The organism is Yersinia frederiksenii ATCC 33641, assembly GCF_000754805.1.
GTDB classification, from domain to species: domain Bacteria; phylum Pseudomonadota; class Gammaproteobacteria; order Enterobacterales; family Enterobacteriaceae; genus Yersinia; species Yersinia frederiksenii.
In genome coordinates this window covers 4,021,172-4,038,758 of record NZ_KN150731.1, presented here as the reverse complement: position 1 = coordinate 4,038,758, position 17,587 = coordinate 4,021,172, and the positions used below count along the sequence as shown (strand labels likewise).

Here is a 17,587-nt window from a genome sequence, read left to right as displayed (position 1 = left end):
ATATGCTCCAACTGACAGGTTATATGTAATGTCTTTGTGAAGTTAATTATGAACGGGACAATGCAAAGGGACGTAATACTGTGTAAAGAAAATCAATCATTATGGATGGAATAAGGAGGAAACAAATACATTTATGTCACAAGAAAATCGGCTAGAAAACACTAAAACATGGGCGAATATATATCATTATCACCCACATTAATAAATATTCAGTTACGCTTTGCAACAATCATCATAATATCACTGGTAAATGAGCCATCAGTTTGAATCTCATAATGATTAATCACACTATCAGAGGCTGATTTTTGTAGTTCACGGATCGCGATCGCGAAATATTCTGGGGTACGCATTCTGGCAATCCAGCTACTGAACTCCAAATACAATCTATCAGCGGTGACTTCATTAATGACCAATCCGGCGTCGGTAAACAATGCTAACCATTCGCCCGGAGCGTAATTTCGGACATGTGAGGTATCACGTAAAACTTCCACCGTTTGTAGATAAATATCTAACACTGGGTGACCGGGGGAGACCACATCCATAAAAATAATCTTGCCACCGGGGCGCAATACCCGCTTAACTTCACGTAGAGCCTGGCCAACATCATGCCAGTGATGGGCAGAATAGCGGCTAATAACAATATCAAAACTCTGGTCATCAAAGGGTAATGATTCAGCGATGCCTTGTTTTACCTCTATATTTGTCAGTTTTTTATCCGATGCCGCCTGACTGACTACTTGTAGCATTTGCGCTGAGAGATCATAAGAAACCACTGATTTAACCACAGCTGCGGCAGTAAAACTGGCATGCCCGGCACCACATCCAAGATCGAGCAAACGGGCATCACCATGAGGTTGCAGTAGTGTTGTCAGGCGCTGTAAATCTTTACCCTGAGCATGAACGGCACTGGTTAAATAAGCATTGGCTTGATCACCAAACTGCCTTTCAACTGCATCTTTATGGCTATTTTGTTTTATCATTACGTCCCCGTCGATAGTTAACCTTATGATTTACTTTATGTATCTTATTTACTGTAAAGCGCTAATATGTTTATCTCAAACTCAATTTACTATATACCCAAAGCCATTAGAGTTATAGATAGGCTGAAGTATCACAATAGTGCGATTTCATTAAGGAAAACATCATGGTAATACTCAGAGCAATGCGGACTGAGGAACTCACAGAGTATCGGAATTTATTTATAGCGGAATATGCACAAGATTTATCATCCAACAGCGGTTATAGCAGCGAACAAGCAGTGACACATGCGACACACAGCTTTGACAGCTATCTACCACAAGGTATTAATAGCCCTAATGACCACTTATATTGTATCGAAAATAAAGCTGGCCCAGACCAAGAACAACTGGTTGGCTATTTATGGTATGGTTTGAGTGAAAATGACAGTGCAGCCTTTATTAAAGATTTCTATGTGCTGCCACAGTATCAGCGCAAAGGTTATGGCTCATCGTGTTTACAGGAGTTGGAAAAGCAGTTAGTGGATCAAGGTATATTTGAGATAAAACTGCGAGTTGCGGCTGATAACCCACAAGCTAAAAGACTGTATGAGCAAATGGCATTTGTCGTGACAGGGTTTAATATGTCCAAATCACTCAAACTGACGGACAAACCATAATAGAGATAAAGGCAATAAACAGAAGACGTTTACAGAGATGCAAACGAAATGAAGTAACAGGCTGAAAATCGGACGAACAGTTCATCAGATACGGTACCTGCTGTTCCTCTGATAAATCAGTCTAATTAACGTGTTAGTTTTGGATTAAACCGTCTTATCGTCGCCCATCTGTTGCAGTTGATCTTTATAGGATTTCACTTTCTGCCGTTTCTTCATCCAGATAGAAAATGAGACAACAAAAATCCCACCTGCCAATGTTAATACACCCAATTCATGCTGATAAAACAACATAATAACAAAATAAACAGCAGAAATAATTGCTACCCATTTAGCCGTATGACCAATAGAGTTTTTCTCATTAGTCAAACGGCGGATACTCTCTTCCTCGCTGATCCCCATACTTAATCCTCCTTAGTGACAAGCTTATAATATTGGGGCAGTTGCATGATAATTCAACATATTTTTCAGCTTTTATTTTGTTCAGTCCAGATAGCGCCGATTGACTACCCATTTTATTTCACATTGCGGCGATAATCGCCACGGCAGTAACAATAATATTAGGGATTTCTACAGGCCGTCTTGAAATTTTCTCGCCTTGGCTGTTTGCTGTTTTTCCAGTTCAAAGATGGCACGCTGTAATCCCTTCTCCTGGATTGGGCTTAAACGAGAAAATTTAAAACTTAAGCGTTGCACAGTGAGAGTTTCACCTTTGTTATTCACAACCTGTTTATCGATGGCTCGGATAAACTGCAAATCCAATTTAAAAATACCAAAGCCACATAAATCAACCGAGACATCGCGCAGAATGCCACACCCCTGGACAGGGAATTCACTGCCTTTTACTGCATACAGCCCCATTCCGCCCAAAGAGACATCGGCCAGAGTATAGGAAAATTTACTGCCATCGGTGAATTTCCCTGAGCAGTAATAAGCTGGCCACTGAGGGATATTTACGCGGAAAAACTCTCGGCGTTGGATAAAGTAAAGGTTCTCAGGAATAGCCGTGCTAAAGGCGGGTAATGATAAATACTTTATCTCTTTCAGATGATTACAGGTAAATTCAATTTTTGCACCGGTAGGTTCTGCAATGACAGTCAGTTGGTTGGCAGCAAGGGCCGAGATATTCTCATGAGTAACGCTACCAAAATCAAAAATAAACTGATTAGTTTCAGGTACTACATCCAAGATACGGCTAATAAATTGCCCACGGGCATGAATCACCATCATTGCGGTATCATTCTTCTTTAAATCACGAAGAATTGCACAGATCGCTAATTTATTGGTTTTTACAAAATTCTCTTTAGACGCTTCGCTCACCTGCCATTCCCCATCTTTAATTTATTGCTCTGGCTACCCAGACTATTATTAAATAGCATATAAATATCAGAAATTGTTATCGGCAGGTGGCGACAATACTTTAATCAATATTTTATAAACTGTGGCTCTAACTCACCGTTACAGACCATAACGGTGTTTAGTGAGAACTAGTTCAGCGTCCAGTAGGATTTATTAGCCTCGATTAAATCATCTAAAATCAACTTTGCGACTTTCGCACTCGGAATGGTTTTAGATAATGTCAGCGCTTGCCACAACTTTTGGTAGGATTTTTCAACCCAAGCATCAACAACCAACTTTTCTACCGCATGCTGCTGATACAACAACCCACGCTGGAAGGTAGGAATATCGCCAATAGCTAATGGCTCAACACCTTCAGCCCCAACCAAACAAGGTACTTCAACCATTGCATCATCATCAAAGTTACTGATAGCTCCTTTATTAGGCACAATCAGTAACATGCGGCGCTTAGTATTAAATGCAATAGCCTGTGCCAAATCAACAATATAAGACGCATGTTCATCAATCTTAAGTTGAGTATTTACCGCACTACCCTCTGCAATAATTTTACGGCACTCATCAAAAACAAATTTCTCTCGGCCTTCCATTACTTCATTTGCTCTAGAGTGGTCTGGTGAGGTATGTGCCACCATATCATCGCCATACAGATAATATTGCAAATAGGTATTAGGGAAACTACTGGGGTCTAATGCAAAGCTATCGCGGGCTTTAGCAAAAGTTTCATTCCAGCTTACCTCCTCTTTACCTTCACCTTGCTCATCAGCATAGCCATATTGCCGCACATGTTCCGCCAGTCGCGGCATTAAATCTTCGCCGGTGACCTTATCACGCACCGAGTTCCACCAACCAAAATGGTTAAGACCGTAATAACGGGTTTCCAAATCTGCCGCCGAAGAATAGTGCAGTATTTTTGCCATTGCCTCTTCGATACTGATAGGCATATCGCAAATATGATAAATACGCGCCGTTGGCCGTAAGCGCCGTGTCGCTTCAGCAACAATAGCCGCCGGATTGGAGTAATTCAGCATCCAGGCATTTGGTGAATATTTTGTCATATAATCGAGAATCTCTATCACGCCGCCAATTGAGCGCATCCCATAAGCAATCCCACCAGCGCCACAGGTTTCCTGCCCAACACAGCCATATTTCATGGGGATTTTTTCGTCTTTTTCACGCATCGGAAGTTTACCTTGCCGAATATGTGCCATGACAAAATCAACACCACTAAAAGCGGTTTTAGAGTCTGTGGTATAAGAAAATTTTATTCCACTGGATTGCTCACGCAGAATAATTTCACAGGCTTTAGCCACAATTTCCTGGCGTGGCCCATCATTGTCATACAGTTTTATTTCCGAAATAGGGAAACGATGTAAATTATCCAATAGCATAAGAATAATGCCATGGGTATAGGTTGAACCACCACCAGCAATCAAAATGGATGATTTCTTCATCTAAAAAACTCCTTAATTCATCAACTCTGCAAATTGTTCATAAATATGCGTTACATTGTTGCCAACAATCACCTGCACATCATTACCATTTTTATAGACTTCAATTGCGGAATAAGCCTTAAATGCTGTGCTCGGCTGAACTCGGCTAATATCCTTTACAACTAATCTTAAGCGGGTAAAGCAGTGGGTATAGCTGGCGATATTGTCTTTCCCGCCTGCTGCCTCTAGATAAGCACTGGCGCGTTGTTGAAATTCATTACCCTGGTTTTCGCCTTTTTGCTTGTAGTCTTGCTTTGAATAAAGCTTGAGGTCGCTATCTTCACGGCCCAAAGTTTTAAAGTTAAATTTGAGAATCAAAATACGGAATATAAGGAAATAAACACCACTGAATATAAGGCCGACAATAATTTGAGTCACCATGACATTGGCATGTTGACTGAACATCGGAATCCAGTTTTGCGTTGCCCACTCAAGAATCCCAGAACCAAAGTTCCCCACCACACCCAAGCTATACATGACGACGGTCATGGTAGCGGAAAGCATGGCATGGACTACAAACAGTGCCGGAGCAATAAATAAGAAGGTAAAATCTAACGGCTCAGTAATACCGATAAACATGCTGGTAATGGTTGCTGGGATCAGTAATCCGGCAACTTTGGCTTTATTCTCCGGTTTTGCCGTGCTGTATATTGCTAACGCCATACCTAAGCCACCAAATACCGCCCCATTCCCCTGCATAGCAAAACCACCTGCCGGGAAAAGTTGTTTTAGTGGCTCAGTGGATTGACTGAACTCTTGTAAATGAGTCAGCCAGTACAATGTAGTACCACCGGGTACCGCAACATCGGTATATTGGAAAGGACTATAAACAAAATGGTGCAAACCAGTAGGTAATAAGATTTTTTCCAAGAAGATATAGCACCAGATACCAAAATTACCGGCATGCAAAATAAAGCTTTGTAATGAAATCATACCTAATTGCACTTTTGGCCATAACATCAATGTAATGAAGGCCAGCGGTAACATAACAATAAAACCGAGAATATTAACAAAAGCGGCTCCCTGAAAAATACTGACATAATCAGGTAATTTGGTGGAGTAATAACGGTTATGTATCCAAGTGACCAAACTGCCACATAGAATGGCACCAATCACACTGGTATCCAGTGTTTTAATTCCACCAATGGTTGCCAGCCCGCTGGTACCACCGGTATCTTGTGCAAAATTAACCCCCCAGTGCGCGCCCCATACTTCACACATGGCACCGAGAAAGGCATTAAAGGTCAGATAAGTAATTAAGGAAACCAGGCAAGCAGAAGCCGGCGCTTTATTAGCTAATTTTATCGGTAAGCCGACAGCAAATAGTAGTCCCATATTGTTAAATACAGTCCAACCACCGGATTCAATAATTTTCATTAATTGGAAGAATAAACTGTCTGGGCTGGCAAAGGTCGGATTTTGCAGCACCAGAGATATGCCAACTACCATCCCGGCAAAAGGGAAGAGTAGCACCGCACCGAGCATTGCCCCGCCAAATCTATTAAACGAACTTAACATGACTGCTTCCCTCGTGAGTATCAACAAGCATCACTCTATGGAATCATCCATTTATGACTTGGCGATTGATAAGAATTTGTGATCGGGACTGCATTAAATCGCCAAACAGATTTGTATATTATTCAGGTCAAAATTAGACATTTAAGCTATTTTTTATACCAGTTAAATTTTAATAATTAATTATCAATAAATTACATAACTATTTGTGATAAATATCACCCTCAAAATAGGTATAGAAATGGTATATAAAAATCTAGTCATCAATATCCGAAAGTTAATAAATCATCAGGATATTTCAGTCGGTGACTGCTTGCCGTCTGAAATTCAGTTAGCCGAGCGCTTTGGTGCATCGCGAATGACGGTCAGAAAAGCGTTGGAGGTCTTAATTCAGGATGGTTTGCTGGAACGACAACAAGGCCGGGGTACATTTATTATCGGGAAAGATCTTAAACACGATAATAATCATCTGAACAGTTTTACTGAACATATGAAAATGCTAGGTAAAACTCCTCATACTGAAGTATCTGAATTCAAAATTATTAGGGCACCACAAGCTATAGCCAGCCAGTTGAATATTCAACCAGAAGATAAAACTTATTATATCAAGCGATTGCGTTATGCTGATAAGCAGATTATTCAGATAGAGGAGAGTTATCTCCCGGTCGCTCTGATGCCCGATTTAACTTATCATCATCTTGAGTCATCAAAGTATGACTTTATTGAGAAACACGCTAATTATCAAATTGAAGGTTGCCGACAGACATTTTTGCCTATTGCGGCCAGCCAAGAGTTTGCTCTGCAACTTCATTGCGACCCACGCACGCTGTTGCTGCAATTATTAGCCGTGTCTAATACAACTGATGGGGTGATTGTAGATTTTTCGGTGATTACCTTTAATCCGGTAGATTATAAAATTAGTTATTATCTTAAGCGCCACCCTCTCGATTAAATGATGGGTTGGTGCATTAATCTCTTTCTCGCTGGATTAATGCACCAGAGCTATGTTGAACTGATTAAATCGCTAATAATCCTAGCCTGGCAGTAGACTCCCCAAGCCAATAAACAAACCGGCAATAGTGGCACTCATCAGATTAGATAATGTTGCCGCTAATAAAGCACGGAACCCTAAGCGAGCAATTTCGGATGCTCTTTCTGGTGCCACAGCGCTGAATGCCCCAACCACTACGGCAATTGAACCAAAATTGGCAAAACCGCACAGTGCAAAAGAGATAACAGCAATGGTTTTTACATCCAATGTGCCAATGGTCTCTTTTAGATAAGGGGAAAAACTCAGATAAGCGACGAATTCATTAATGGCTAACTTCTGTCCAATGAAGCCACCCGCCAATGAAGCATGCTCCCAAGAGACGCCCATAATATAAGCCAGAGGCGAGAACACATAGCCAAGGATACTTTCCAGACTCAACTGCTCAAAACCAAATAGACCACCGATGCCACCAATAATGCCATTAATTAATGCAATCAATGCCACAAAGGCCATCACTACAGTGGCTACCCCTACCGCAATTTTCAATCCCAACATCGCACCATTTGCCGCAGCTTCGATAATACTGGCAGGACGGGTATCACTGAAGGTCATTTCGTTAAATTCGACTTTTGACTCTTCTGTTGCGGGGCTGAGAATTCGCGCAAATAGTATCCCACCAGGAATCGCCATCAATGACGCAGCCAACAAATATTCAATTGGCACACCAAGACCCGCATATCCCACCAACATAGAGCCGGCGATAGATGCCATGCCGCTACAAATTACGGTAAATAGCTCATTACTGTTCATCTTATTAATAAAGGGCTTTACCACGGCTGGGATCTCATTCTGCCCCAGAAAAATGGTCGTTACTGCCGCAAATGATTCTACTTTGCTAATACCCAGTAATTTTTGGAATAGAGAGCCAAGAATATTTATCAGCCAGCCCATAATGCCAAGATAATAAAGAATGGAAATTAATGAAGTGATAAAAATAATGGCAGGTAACACATGGAAAGCGAAAACAAATCCTGCACCATCAAATAGCTCATTCATTTTTGGGCTAACTAAGCCGCCAAAAATAAATGCGCTACCCGCATCACTATAAGAAATAACTCGATTCACAGTATTAGCGATAGAAGAGATAAACCACTTTCCTGCTGGGACATAAAGCATGACCGCGCCTAAAGTGATTTGCAGCAATAATGCTGCCCCTACGGTCCTTAATCGTATTTTTCTTTTATTTACTGAGAAAATATAGGCAATAAGCAATAAAATGCACATCCCCACCAAACTACGCAATAAATCCATAAATCCCCCGAAGTATTTATAATAAGTCCATGCTCGAAAAGGTGCCCCTTGGACAACAAATGTGTCAGGGCACCTCAAAGATATGAGCTATTATTTAGCAACTGTAATAAGGACACTATTTAAGGCGTATTACCATTTTATATATTAAATAATACTCTGGTATGAACAGGCGATTTTCGCTGCTAATTTAGCATTATTAAATACCAATTGGATATTGGCATTTAAGCTATCCCCCCCGGTTAATTCAGCGACTCGGGCCAGCAAAAATGGAGTACTTTCCTTGCCAATAACCCCCTGTTCTTCTGATTCTTTAACGGCCTGTTCAATAGCGGTGTTTATCATATTTTCTGCTAGTGCATATTGCTCAGGAATGGGGTTGGCAACCACCATTCCCCCGCGTAACCCCATGCCCCACTTGGCTTTCATTGCGCCAGCAATTTGCTCAGCACTGTCTAATGTAATGCTGACGTCAAATGGGCTGGTTCGGCAAAAGAATGCTGGTAATGAGCGAGTTTGATAACCAATGACTGGCACACCGTTGGTTTCCAGATATTCAGTAGTTAAGCCCAAATCTAAAATAGATTTCGCGCCAGCACATACGACAGTGACATTTGTTTTTGCCAGTTCCTGTAGATCCGCAGAAATATCAAAGGTAGTTGCGGCACCACGGTGTACCCCACCAATCCCACCGGTTGCAAAGACTTTAATCTTAGCCATTTCCGCAATAATCATGGTAGAAGCGACTGTGGTTGCACCATGCTGCCCATTGGCGACGACAAAAGGTAAATCGCGGCGGCTAACTTTCATAATGCTGTGGCCTTCTTTACCCAGCAATTCTATTTCATCCCTTGATAAACCTGCTTTCATTCGGCCATTTATAACAGCGATAGTGGCAGGAACTGCGCCATTTTCACGAATTTTCTGTTCGACCAATAAGGCTGTTTCTACATTTTGTGGATAAGGCATCCCATGAGAAATAATGGTAGATTCCAATGCCACTACGGCTTTATTTTGCGCCAAAGCCTGCGCAACTTCCGGTGAAATGTCTAAGTAAGATTGTGCCATTGCGTTATTTGTCATGGTTGTAATTCCAATAGTTTTTTAACACTGCCATTTGACAGATTGGGGTTATTGGTCAGTTCCGAAGAGAGTGTTAATGCTGAGCAGCCTTGAGCAAAACGGATACTCTCAGCGAACTCCATATCATCCAGCCAGCAACTTGCCAGCCCTGACATCATGGCGTCTCCGGCACCGGTCACATTCACAATGTTGATATTCAGTGGCAGTGACCAGCCGGTCTGTCCGTCAACTTCGCTGAAATAAACGCCGTCTTTTCCCATACTTAGCGCCAGGCGCTGGACGCCTTGTTGATGGAACCAGTTCGCGACTGCCGGAATATCATCTTGGTGGTTAATCTTGATGCCACTCAGTATCTCTGCCTCCAGTCGATTAGGTTTCAAGGTATGAATATGAGATAGCCAATTTTTAATTCTGGGGGCTTTAAATGCCGAAACTGTATCGACGAATACTGGGACATTACCGGCATTGGTAAATATCCATGAAAGGGATTCTTCCGTTAAATTACAATCAACTACTAATATTCCGGCATGCTGAATTAATTCCTTGGTGGTGGCTAATAATGATGGCGTGAGTTTTTCTAAAATGCGCATATCATTAATTGCCACCAACATTTCCCCACTATTATCCAGCAGCGAAACATAGGTTGAGGTATTTTCCCCGTGCAAACTATGACAGTTACTGACATTGACTCCCGCCCGTTTAGCTTCATCAATCAGGGTGGCACCATAAAAATCATCCCCAACGACAGAAATCAAATGACATTCTTTGCCTAATAACGCGATATTCTCAGCAATATTTCGCCCTACACCACCCGGCGTACATTTTATTTTTCCTGGATTGGAGTCTTCATAAATAAGCTGACTGGCGGCATAACCACAAACGTCCATATTGACAGAACCAATCACCACTACATAACTGTGCTCAGATAATATATATCCCTTTCCTTTGATATAACCTTTTTGCATCAGATTCATAATGTGACCTGCAACCCCCGAGCGACTAATGCCTAGAATATCGGCAATTTCTTGCTGGGGGATCAATGGATCTCGTCTCAGAAGCTGCAATATTTGTTTTTCTCGGCTGGTCATAATGGACACTTGTTTGTTTTTAAACATGTGTCTGTTTTATTATTTTGATTAAATAGAGTAAAGCGTATTTTATTAATCTGTTTCAAAGTTGGGATAACGATCGTAAGCGTGTTTTCAAGCAGTTACAGTGCATTTTTTGTGAGACAACTCAAGGAATGCCTCTAATAAAAATGTACATAAATAGCAATATTCATAAAAGCAGAATATTGAGCTGAAAATAAAGATAGAGAATCAACGAGATAACAAACCAGAAAGAAATAACCAAACAAATGTTTGGTTGCCTCTTTTTCAGAAACTAAAATGATGAATGAGGATAAACACGTTTCATTGAATAATGATCTATTTCACACTTAATAGGATTTATTCCATTATTTTTATGTAAGGAATTAGTGTGTAAAAAAATAAAGCGACATTGGCGGAGGTCCAATGTCGCTTTAATATGCCTATTTTTATAGCTAGCTGCGGACTAAATCATCGCCATAGCCAATCCACTTGTAAGTCGTCAATGCATCCAGTCCCATTGGGCCGCGAGCATGGAGTTTTTGCGTACTCACAGCCACTTCTGCGCCCAAACCAAATTGGCCACCATCAGTGAAACGCGTACTGGCATTAACATAAACAGCCGACGAATCAACCGCGCGGACAAAATGTTCGGCACTGCTGAGTGAGCGGGTCAGAATGGCATCAGAATGGCTGGTGCCATGTGTGCGGATATGGTCAATGGCGGTATCGATATCGGCAACGATATCCACATTAAGATCCAGCGATAGCCATTCATCATCATAATCTGCCGCTTCTACTGCCACGACTTTGGCTTTACCTTCCGCTAAGTACGGCATGGCTTGTGGGCTGGCATGCAGTGTCACACCAAAGGTGTGCATTCTGGCACTCAATACCGGCAAGAAACGTTCGGCAATAGCCTGATGAACCAGCAGTGTTTCCAGTGAGTTACAGGCACTTGGTCGCTGAATTTTGGCATTCTCGATGACCAAAAGTGCTTTCTCGAAATCAGCACTTTCATCAACAAAAGTATGGCAAACACCGATACCGCCGGTAATCACCGGGATTGTTGATTGTTCGCGGCACAGTTTATGTAAACCAGCCCCACCGCGAGGAATCAACATATCGACGTAGTTGTCCATCCGCAGTAATTGATTGACCAACTCGCGATCCGGGCTTTCAATCGCCTGCACCGCAGCCGCAGGTAAACCACACTGCTCCAGTGCCTGCTGGATCACTTTCACTGTTGCCTGATTGGTGTGGTGAGTCTCTTTACCCCCCCGCAAAATAACCGCATTGCCAGTCTTAAGGCATAAGCTAGCCACATCGATGGTTACATTAGGACGGGCTTCATAAATAACACCTATCACCCCCAAGGGGACACGACGGCGTTCCAATTTTAAGCCGCTGTCGAGCAGACTCCCATCAATAACCCGGCCTACAGGGTCATTCAGGCGGCATACCTGACGCACATCATTAGCAATCGCCGCCAGACGTACGGGAGTCAGTAACAGTCGATCAAGCAGCGCTTCACTCATGCCCGTGTCACGCGCAGCCTTCATGTCTTGTTCGTTAGCCTGCAAAATAGTCTGACTTTCAGACTCCAGCAGATTGGCCATCACAGCCAGCGCCTGATTTTTCTTCGCGGTGCTCAGCATCGCCAATTGCCAGGAAGCCTGTTTTGCGGCTTTCCCCATCTGTTCCAACATGTTCATGCTTGCTCCTTAGCTGACAATCATATCGTCACGATGGACTGCCACCGGGCCATATTCATATCCGAGGATTTCACTGATTTGTTGCGAATGGTGCCCCGCCAGCAGGCGTAAAGCATCACTGTTGTAGCGCGACACACCATGAGCTAGGTCACGTCCACTGAGATTGCGAATACGGATCACTTCGCCGCGCGAGAAATTCCCTTTTACATCGCGGATGCCTTTTGGCAACAGCGAACTACCTCGTTCCATAATGGCGGCAACCGCACCATCATCGACGGTAATTTCACCAGCAGGTGGAGCACCAAAAATCCAGCGTTTGCGGTTTTCCAGTGGTGTTTCCAGAGAGTGGAATCGAGTCCCCACAGGCGTTCCCTCAATCACATCAGCAATGACACCTACTTGGCTACCCGCGGCTATCACCACATCAATACCCGCACGACACGCAACATCTGCGGCCTGCAATTTGGTCGCCATGCCACCAGTACCAAGGCCAGAGACACTGTCACCCGCAATTGCACGCAAGGCATCATCAATACCATGTACTTCACGGATTAATTCAGCTGCTGGATTATTTCGCGGATCGGCGGTGTATAAGCCCGCCTGGTCGGTCAGTAATAACAGCTTATCGGCGCCAGCCAGGATTGCCGCCAGTGCCGAGAGATTATCGTTATCACCCACTTTAATTTCAGCAGTAGCCACTGCATCATTCTCATTGATAACCGGAACAATGCGGTTATCTAACAAAGCATTCATGGTGTCGCGGGCGTTTAAGAAACGCTCACGATCTTCTAAATCAGCGCGCGTCAGTAGCATCTGCCCGACATGGATGCCATAGATAGAGAACAATTGTTCCCAAAGCTGGATCAACCGGCTTTGCCCGACTGCCGCTAATAGCTGCTTCGAGGCGATGGTGGCGGGTAATTCTGGATAGCCCAAATGTTCACGTCCGGCGGCAATGGCCCCGGAGGTAACAATAACAATACGATGACCTTTTGCGTGTTGCTGGGCACATTGGCGCACCAGTTCAACAATATGGGCACGGTTAAGACGACGGGAGCCGCCAGTCAGAACACTCGTCCCCAATTTCACAACCAATGTCTGGCTGCCACTCATAATTTTTCTGCCATTGAGATGAATAAAAGAAATGATTCAGGGATCGTTTTAGCAGGCGCGAGGCATTATGCCAACAGGCATGATAAGAAATTCCCCTTTTTATTGTGCTAAAGGGGAATTTCTCTTCTTATATGGCTTATTAATCAATATATCTAGGCGGACAGCTTTACAGGTTGGTCGCTAAAGTCCTGCGCGGGCTCCAGTCTCATTTCAATCGACGTCAGCATATCGGCAAGGCGTTTATGGAAACCACGCAAAGTGGTCTCCAGCTTCTCTTGTACTTCAGGGTCTTTAATCTTTTCCGCTTTCCAGTTGCCATCTTTATTAAACAGGCCGAGCTGGTAAACATAGGTAAAATGGTCTGCTGCAGGTTCCAGTTCTATCCACCATCCCCAGAACTCACGCTTCTCTGGAGCAAGCTTCACATTGACGCACACAGCTAAACAATCAAAAAAGAACCGGTCGTTCTGGCACTGCCCTTCACGCAGGTATGGCCCTAAAGCTGCAAAACGTTTCATAAGCTTGCTTTTAGGATGAGCACTGGTTGACGTCATTCTTAAATCTCCTTATGTAGACGCACCTTTTTAGCAAACTGTTAAAAATTAGCAACTCATTAACGCATTTTATCTTCTAACCACTGGCTGGTTTGCAATAATGCACGATGGAAATTGTCATACAGTGGCGTTGATGCTATAGCCAACAGTTTGCCGTCAGCAGAAGAAGAGCAGATAAGCTTAGATTCTTCTTTCGGGCTGAAAGGATCATTCTCCCAGAAACCGGCCAGCATCGGGGTTTGGCAACGCCGCCCCAGCAACCCCTGAGTTTTCAGCGAGTAGCGGTTCATTTCTGTTTTAAGAATTTCATCTGATGCATCGGCCATACCCAAGCGGCTAGCCATCACATCCATATACATATCCGGCACTTTGCGCTGACTATTGGCATCACACAAAAGATGATGAACAATCGGCCCGAGGCAAGCGACCGCTCGCACACGTTGTGGCTCCAGGTACCCCAATCGTACCGCGACATTGGCGCCAAAACGGAAACCAAACACACTGACACGTTGATGGTCTACCCAAGGAATATCCGGCAATGCATGTAGCACCTGCTGATGCAGGAAGCTGGTGTCCTGAGTGAGTTTCCAACGAGAAGACGCCCCAACAGATGGCATGTCGATGGTCAACATGGCGATCCCTTTAGGTGCCAGGTAATCACGGAACAGGCGATGATAATCACTTTGTAATGTATCCAAACCACCGCATATCAGTACCGTCGGGAAAGGCGCGCTACCCACTGTCGGCATATGCAGGAACCCCGCAAGGGTACCGCCATCTGAAAGGGTAAAATTCAGCTCTTTCAAGGTGTAAGGCAGATGATGAGCAGCCTCTTCATAAGCTCGGTTAGACAACACCTCGACTTGCTCGGCTAACTCATCACCTTTTAGGTGTGGATAACCAGCAATACTGTATAAATTGGCCGCATTCAGCCAATACTGGCCGGCATTCACGGGATCTGCTTCTTCCATGGCTTTTTTCTGCCATTGCATCCCCTGCTGGGCCCATTCATAAATCCAGTTACCATTGCGGTAGCCCACTACGGTATCGAGTAATTCGTTATCACTGTGTTCTGCTTTCGAGCAGGCAATACGTGACAATACCTCTTCGATTTCCAGCGGATCGACACCACGCCAAGTCCAGATCAAACGGTTGATCATGCGATACCAGTGGCTGGCGGTGTCGCCATCCAGTGCCGAATGAACACTCATAGGATGGTTACAATGAGCATGCCGCACTAAAGTCGAAGTTTCAGGATGCTTGAATTTTGGTTTGAACAGAATTTCAGAAAGGTTGGCTTGTGCCATGATAACAATAGCCTCCATAAGCCGTCGGGCCCGTCAAGGGCTGGTCAGATGAGGTCAAGTGTACTCATACTGCGGGGAAAATGAAACGCCCGGTGTCATTGAGCTACATCGGGCGCTCTAAAGCTTGTCAGATTACTTGCTGCTCAGTGGGGCAACGAAAGTTACCGCCATATCCCATGGCTGTTCAATCCATGTGTTCTGAGGGATATCAACCACATAGTCATCAACTAATGGGCGACCGGCAGGTTTAGCAAAGATAGTGACAAAATGTGCTTTCGGATACATATCACGAATCGCTTTCGCGGTGCCACCGGTATCAACCAGATCATCAATCACGATAAAGCCTTCACCGTCGCCTTCTGCGCGCTTTAAGACTTTAAGATCACGTTGATTATCATGGTCATAGCTAGAGATGCAAACGGTGTCTACATAACGAATACCCAACTCACGCGCCAGAATACCAGCCGGTACCAACCCACCACGGCTTACCGCGATGATACCTTTCCATTGCTCGGCTGGCAGTAAACGCTGTGCCAGTTTGCGGGCGTGAATTTGCAACATATCCCAGGTAACGACGTATTTTTCGCTCATAAAGTGTAATCCCAGCCAGTATAGAAGTGGCTTGCCATGTATCAGAAGGGGAAAAAAGGTTGCGCGAGATTATAGAGAGCCAGCCGGATAAAAACCAGCAATTATCTGGCTAATTAATCAGGTTAGGCGCAGTAATTGTGCGGCGATACGCGCGTAATGCTAATGAAAGTGATATTCTCAACACATCTCGCCATCATGATGGCGGTTTGTCATTACCCCTAAAATCTTTAGTCATCAACCCAATAGCATCTTTGACAGCTCCTTGATGAGTTGCCGGTATAGAAATGCTATTACAGGAGACTTACAGTGTCTGAACTGTCTCAACTTTCGCCTCAGCCGTTGTGGGATATTTTCGCAAAAATCTGCTCTATCCCGCATCCGTCTTACCATGAAGAAGCGCTAGCACAACATATTATGGCGTGGGCCAAAGAAAAAGGCCTGCATGCCGAGCGTGATCAAGTCGGTAATATCCTGCTGCGTAAGCCTGCTACCAAGGGGATGGAAAATCGTAAGCCCGTGGCGCTGCAAGCCCATCTGGATATGGTTCCACAGAAGAATAATGATACGGTACATGACTTTACCAAAGACCCGATTCAACCTTATATCGATGGTGAATGGGTTAAAGCCCGTGGCACCACATTAGGAGCTGATAACGGCATTGGTATGGCTTCTGCACTGGCAGTGTTGTCTGACGATAGCGTCGAGCACGGCCCGTTAGAAGTGCTGCTGACCATGACCGAAGAAGCGGGTATGGACGGCGCATTCGGCCTGCAACCTAACTGGTTAAAAGCCGATATCCTGATCAATACCGACTCCGAGCAGGAGGGTGAAATCTATATGGGATGTGCCGGTGGCATTGATTTTATCACCACCATGGCACTGAAACGGGAAGCTATCCCTGCCGGTTACCAGACACTGAAACTGACCATTAAAGGCCTGAAAGGCGGTCACTCTGGTGCTGATATCCATCTGGGATTAGGCAATGCCAATAAACTCTTGGCCCGCTTCTTGTTTGAACAAGCCAAAGGTTTAGACCTGCGAGTGTTGGATCTGAATGGCGGTACGCTGCGTAATGCCATCCCACGCGAAGGTTCTGTTACTCTGGCGATTGCCGCAGATAAAATCGATCAGTTGAAAAGCTTGAGCCAAGATTATCTGGCAACACTGCAAAACGAGCTAGCCGCCGTCGAAAAAAATCTGACAGTGGTGCTTGAGCCGGTATCCAGCGAAGCAAAAGCACTGACGAAAGAGACTCAACAGCGCTTGGTGGCATTATTGAATGCGACACCAAACGGTGTGATCCGCATGAGCGATGCCGTGAAAGGTGTGGTTGAGACTTCACTGAATGTGGGTGTGGTTACCATGAATGAAAACGAAGCAGAAATCATTTGCCTGATTCGTTCTCTAATCGACAGTGGTAAAGATTACGTAGTGAGCATGCTAACAGCCATTGGTCAGTTGGCTGGCGCTGAAACTTCACCGAAAGGCGGCTACCCTGGCTGGCAACCGGACCCTAGCTCACCAGTGATGGCGCTAGTACGGGAAACCTACGAGAAGTTATTTAACAAAACGCCAAATATCATGGTAATTCATGCTGGTCTGGAATGTGGCTTGTTCAAAAAACCTTATCCAGATATGGATATGGTCTCCATTGGGCCAACCATGACAGGGCCACATTCACCGGATGAACAAGTTCATATTGAGAGTGTGGGTCAATATTGGCAGTTGCTGACCGCGCTGCTGAAAGCGATTCCTGAGCGCAAATAATACTCGTCATAGTTCCAGCCGCTCGAGTTATTTCGAGTTTTGCTGTGGTAATGATGGTGGGTCTGACTGACCC

At 44.3% G+C, this 17,587-nt stretch carries 16 protein-coding genes; 3 read left to right on the top strand and 13 right to left on the bottom strand.

Annotated elements, in window-relative coordinates; translation table 11 throughout:
• Positions 1-209 precede the first annotated feature (209 nt).
• Positions 210-980 carry a class I SAM-dependent methyltransferase gene (locus tag DJ58_RS04015; protein ID WP_004707482.1) on the bottom strand — a complete coding sequence of 257 codons (771 nt, stop codon included), beginning with the start codon at positions 978-980 and terminating at the stop codon, positions 210-212.
• A gap of 164 nt (positions 981-1,144) precedes the next feature.
• Here DJ58_RS04015 and DJ58_RS04020 point away from each other — a divergent pair, with 164 nt between their 5' ends.
• Positions 1,145-1,636: a GNAT family N-acetyltransferase gene (locus DJ58_RS04020; RefSeq protein WP_032910659.1), complete on the top strand. Its 492-nt coding sequence runs from the start codon at positions 1,145-1,147 to the stop codon at positions 1,634-1,636.
• Positions 1,637-1,780: 144 nt separating this feature from the next.
• On the opposite strand, the gene DJ58_RS04025 is transcribed toward DJ58_RS04020, so the two are convergent.
• From DJ58_RS04025 to DJ58_RS04040, 4 genes are all read right to left on the bottom strand, one after another.
• Entirely contained in the window at positions 1,781-2,035 is a 255-nt protein-coding gene (locus tag DJ58_RS04025) for a hypothetical protein (protein WP_004707478.1), read from the bottom strand.
• A gap of 168 nt (positions 2,036-2,203) precedes the next feature.
• Entirely contained in the window at positions 2,204-2,953 is a 750-nt protein-coding gene (locus DJ58_RS04030; RefSeq protein WP_004707477.1) for a flagellar brake protein, read from the bottom strand.
• A gap of 167 nt (positions 2,954-3,120) precedes the next feature.
• Entirely contained in the window at positions 3,121-4,443 is a 1,323-nt protein-coding gene (locus DJ58_RS04035; RefSeq protein ID WP_004707476.1) for a 6-phospho-alpha-glucosidase, read from the bottom strand.
• A gap of 12 nt (positions 4,444-4,455) precedes the next feature.
• Complete coding sequence (locus DJ58_RS04040; RefSeq protein WP_004707475.1) at positions 4,456-6,000, bottom strand: alpha-glucoside-specific PTS transporter subunit IIBC; 1,545 nt, start codon at positions 5,998-6,000, stop codon at positions 4,456-4,458.
• Between the two features lie 238 nt (positions 6,001-6,238).
• Here DJ58_RS04040 and DJ58_RS04045 point away from each other — a divergent pair, with 238 nt between their 5' ends.
• Positions 6,239-6,949 carry a GntR family transcriptional regulator gene (locus tag DJ58_RS04045; protein WP_004707474.1) on the top strand — a complete coding sequence of 237 codons (711 nt, stop codon included), beginning with the start codon at positions 6,239-6,241 and terminating at the stop codon, positions 6,947-6,949.
• Between the two features lie 81 nt (positions 6,950-7,030).
• On the opposite strand, the gene DJ58_RS04050 is transcribed toward DJ58_RS04045, so the two are convergent.
• The 8 genes from DJ58_RS04050 to gpt form a co-directional block, all read right to left on the bottom strand.
• A complete protein-coding gene (locus DJ58_RS04050) occupies positions 7,031-8,299 on the bottom strand; it encodes a NupC/NupG family nucleoside CNT transporter (protein WP_004707472.1) in 1,269 nt (422 codons plus the stop codon).
• A gap of 144 nt (positions 8,300-8,443) precedes the next feature.
• Complete coding sequence (locus tag DJ58_RS04055; protein ID WP_032910657.1) at positions 8,444-9,379, bottom strand: pseudouridine-5'-phosphate glycosidase; 936 nt, start codon at positions 9,377-9,379, stop codon at positions 8,444-8,446.
• Positions 9,376-10,494, bottom strand: a complete 1,119-nt coding sequence (locus DJ58_RS04060; RefSeq protein WP_004707469.1) for a PfkB family carbohydrate kinase — start codon at positions 10,492-10,494, stop codon at positions 9,376-9,378. The genes DJ58_RS04055 and DJ58_RS04060 overlap by 4 nt, the downstream gene beginning before the upstream one ends.
• Before the next feature lie 428 nt (positions 10,495-10,922).
• A complete protein-coding gene (gene proA / locus DJ58_RS04065; protein WP_032910689.1) occupies positions 10,923-12,176 on the bottom strand; it encodes a glutamate-5-semialdehyde dehydrogenase in 1,254 nt (417 codons plus the stop codon).
• A 15-nt stretch (positions 12,177-12,191) separates the two neighbouring features.
• The gene (gene proB / locus DJ58_RS04070; protein WP_004707467.1) at positions 12,192-13,295 is read right to left on the bottom strand and encodes a glutamate 5-kinase; all 1,104 of its coding nucleotides are present in this window, start codon (positions 13,293-13,295) and stop codon (positions 12,192-12,194) included.
• Positions 13,296-13,447: 152 nt separating this feature from the next.
• The gene (gene crl / locus DJ58_RS04075; protein WP_032910653.1) at positions 13,448-13,849 is read right to left on the bottom strand and encodes a sigma factor-binding protein Crl; all 402 of its coding nucleotides are present in this window, start codon (positions 13,847-13,849) and stop codon (positions 13,448-13,450) included.
• 59 nt (positions 13,850-13,908) lie between these two features.
• On the bottom strand, positions 13,909-15,156 hold the full coding sequence (frsA, locus tag DJ58_RS04080) for an esterase FrsA (RefSeq protein WP_032910651.1): 1,248 nt from the start codon (positions 15,154-15,156) through the stop codon (positions 13,909-13,911).
• A 132-nt stretch (positions 15,157-15,288) separates the two neighbouring features.
• Positions 15,289-15,747, bottom strand: a complete 459-nt coding sequence (gpt, locus tag DJ58_RS04085; RefSeq protein WP_004707460.1) for a xanthine phosphoribosyltransferase — start codon at positions 15,745-15,747, stop codon at positions 15,289-15,291.
• A gap of 306 nt (positions 15,748-16,053) precedes the next feature.
• Here gpt and pepD point away from each other — a divergent pair, with 306 nt between their 5' ends.
• Positions 16,054-17,514 carry a beta-Ala-His dipeptidase gene (gene pepD, locus DJ58_RS04090; protein WP_004707459.1) on the top strand — a complete coding sequence of 487 codons (1,461 nt, stop codon included), beginning with the start codon at positions 16,054-16,056 and terminating at the stop codon, positions 17,512-17,514.
• The last annotated feature ends 73 nt before the right edge of the window (positions 17,515-17,587 follow it).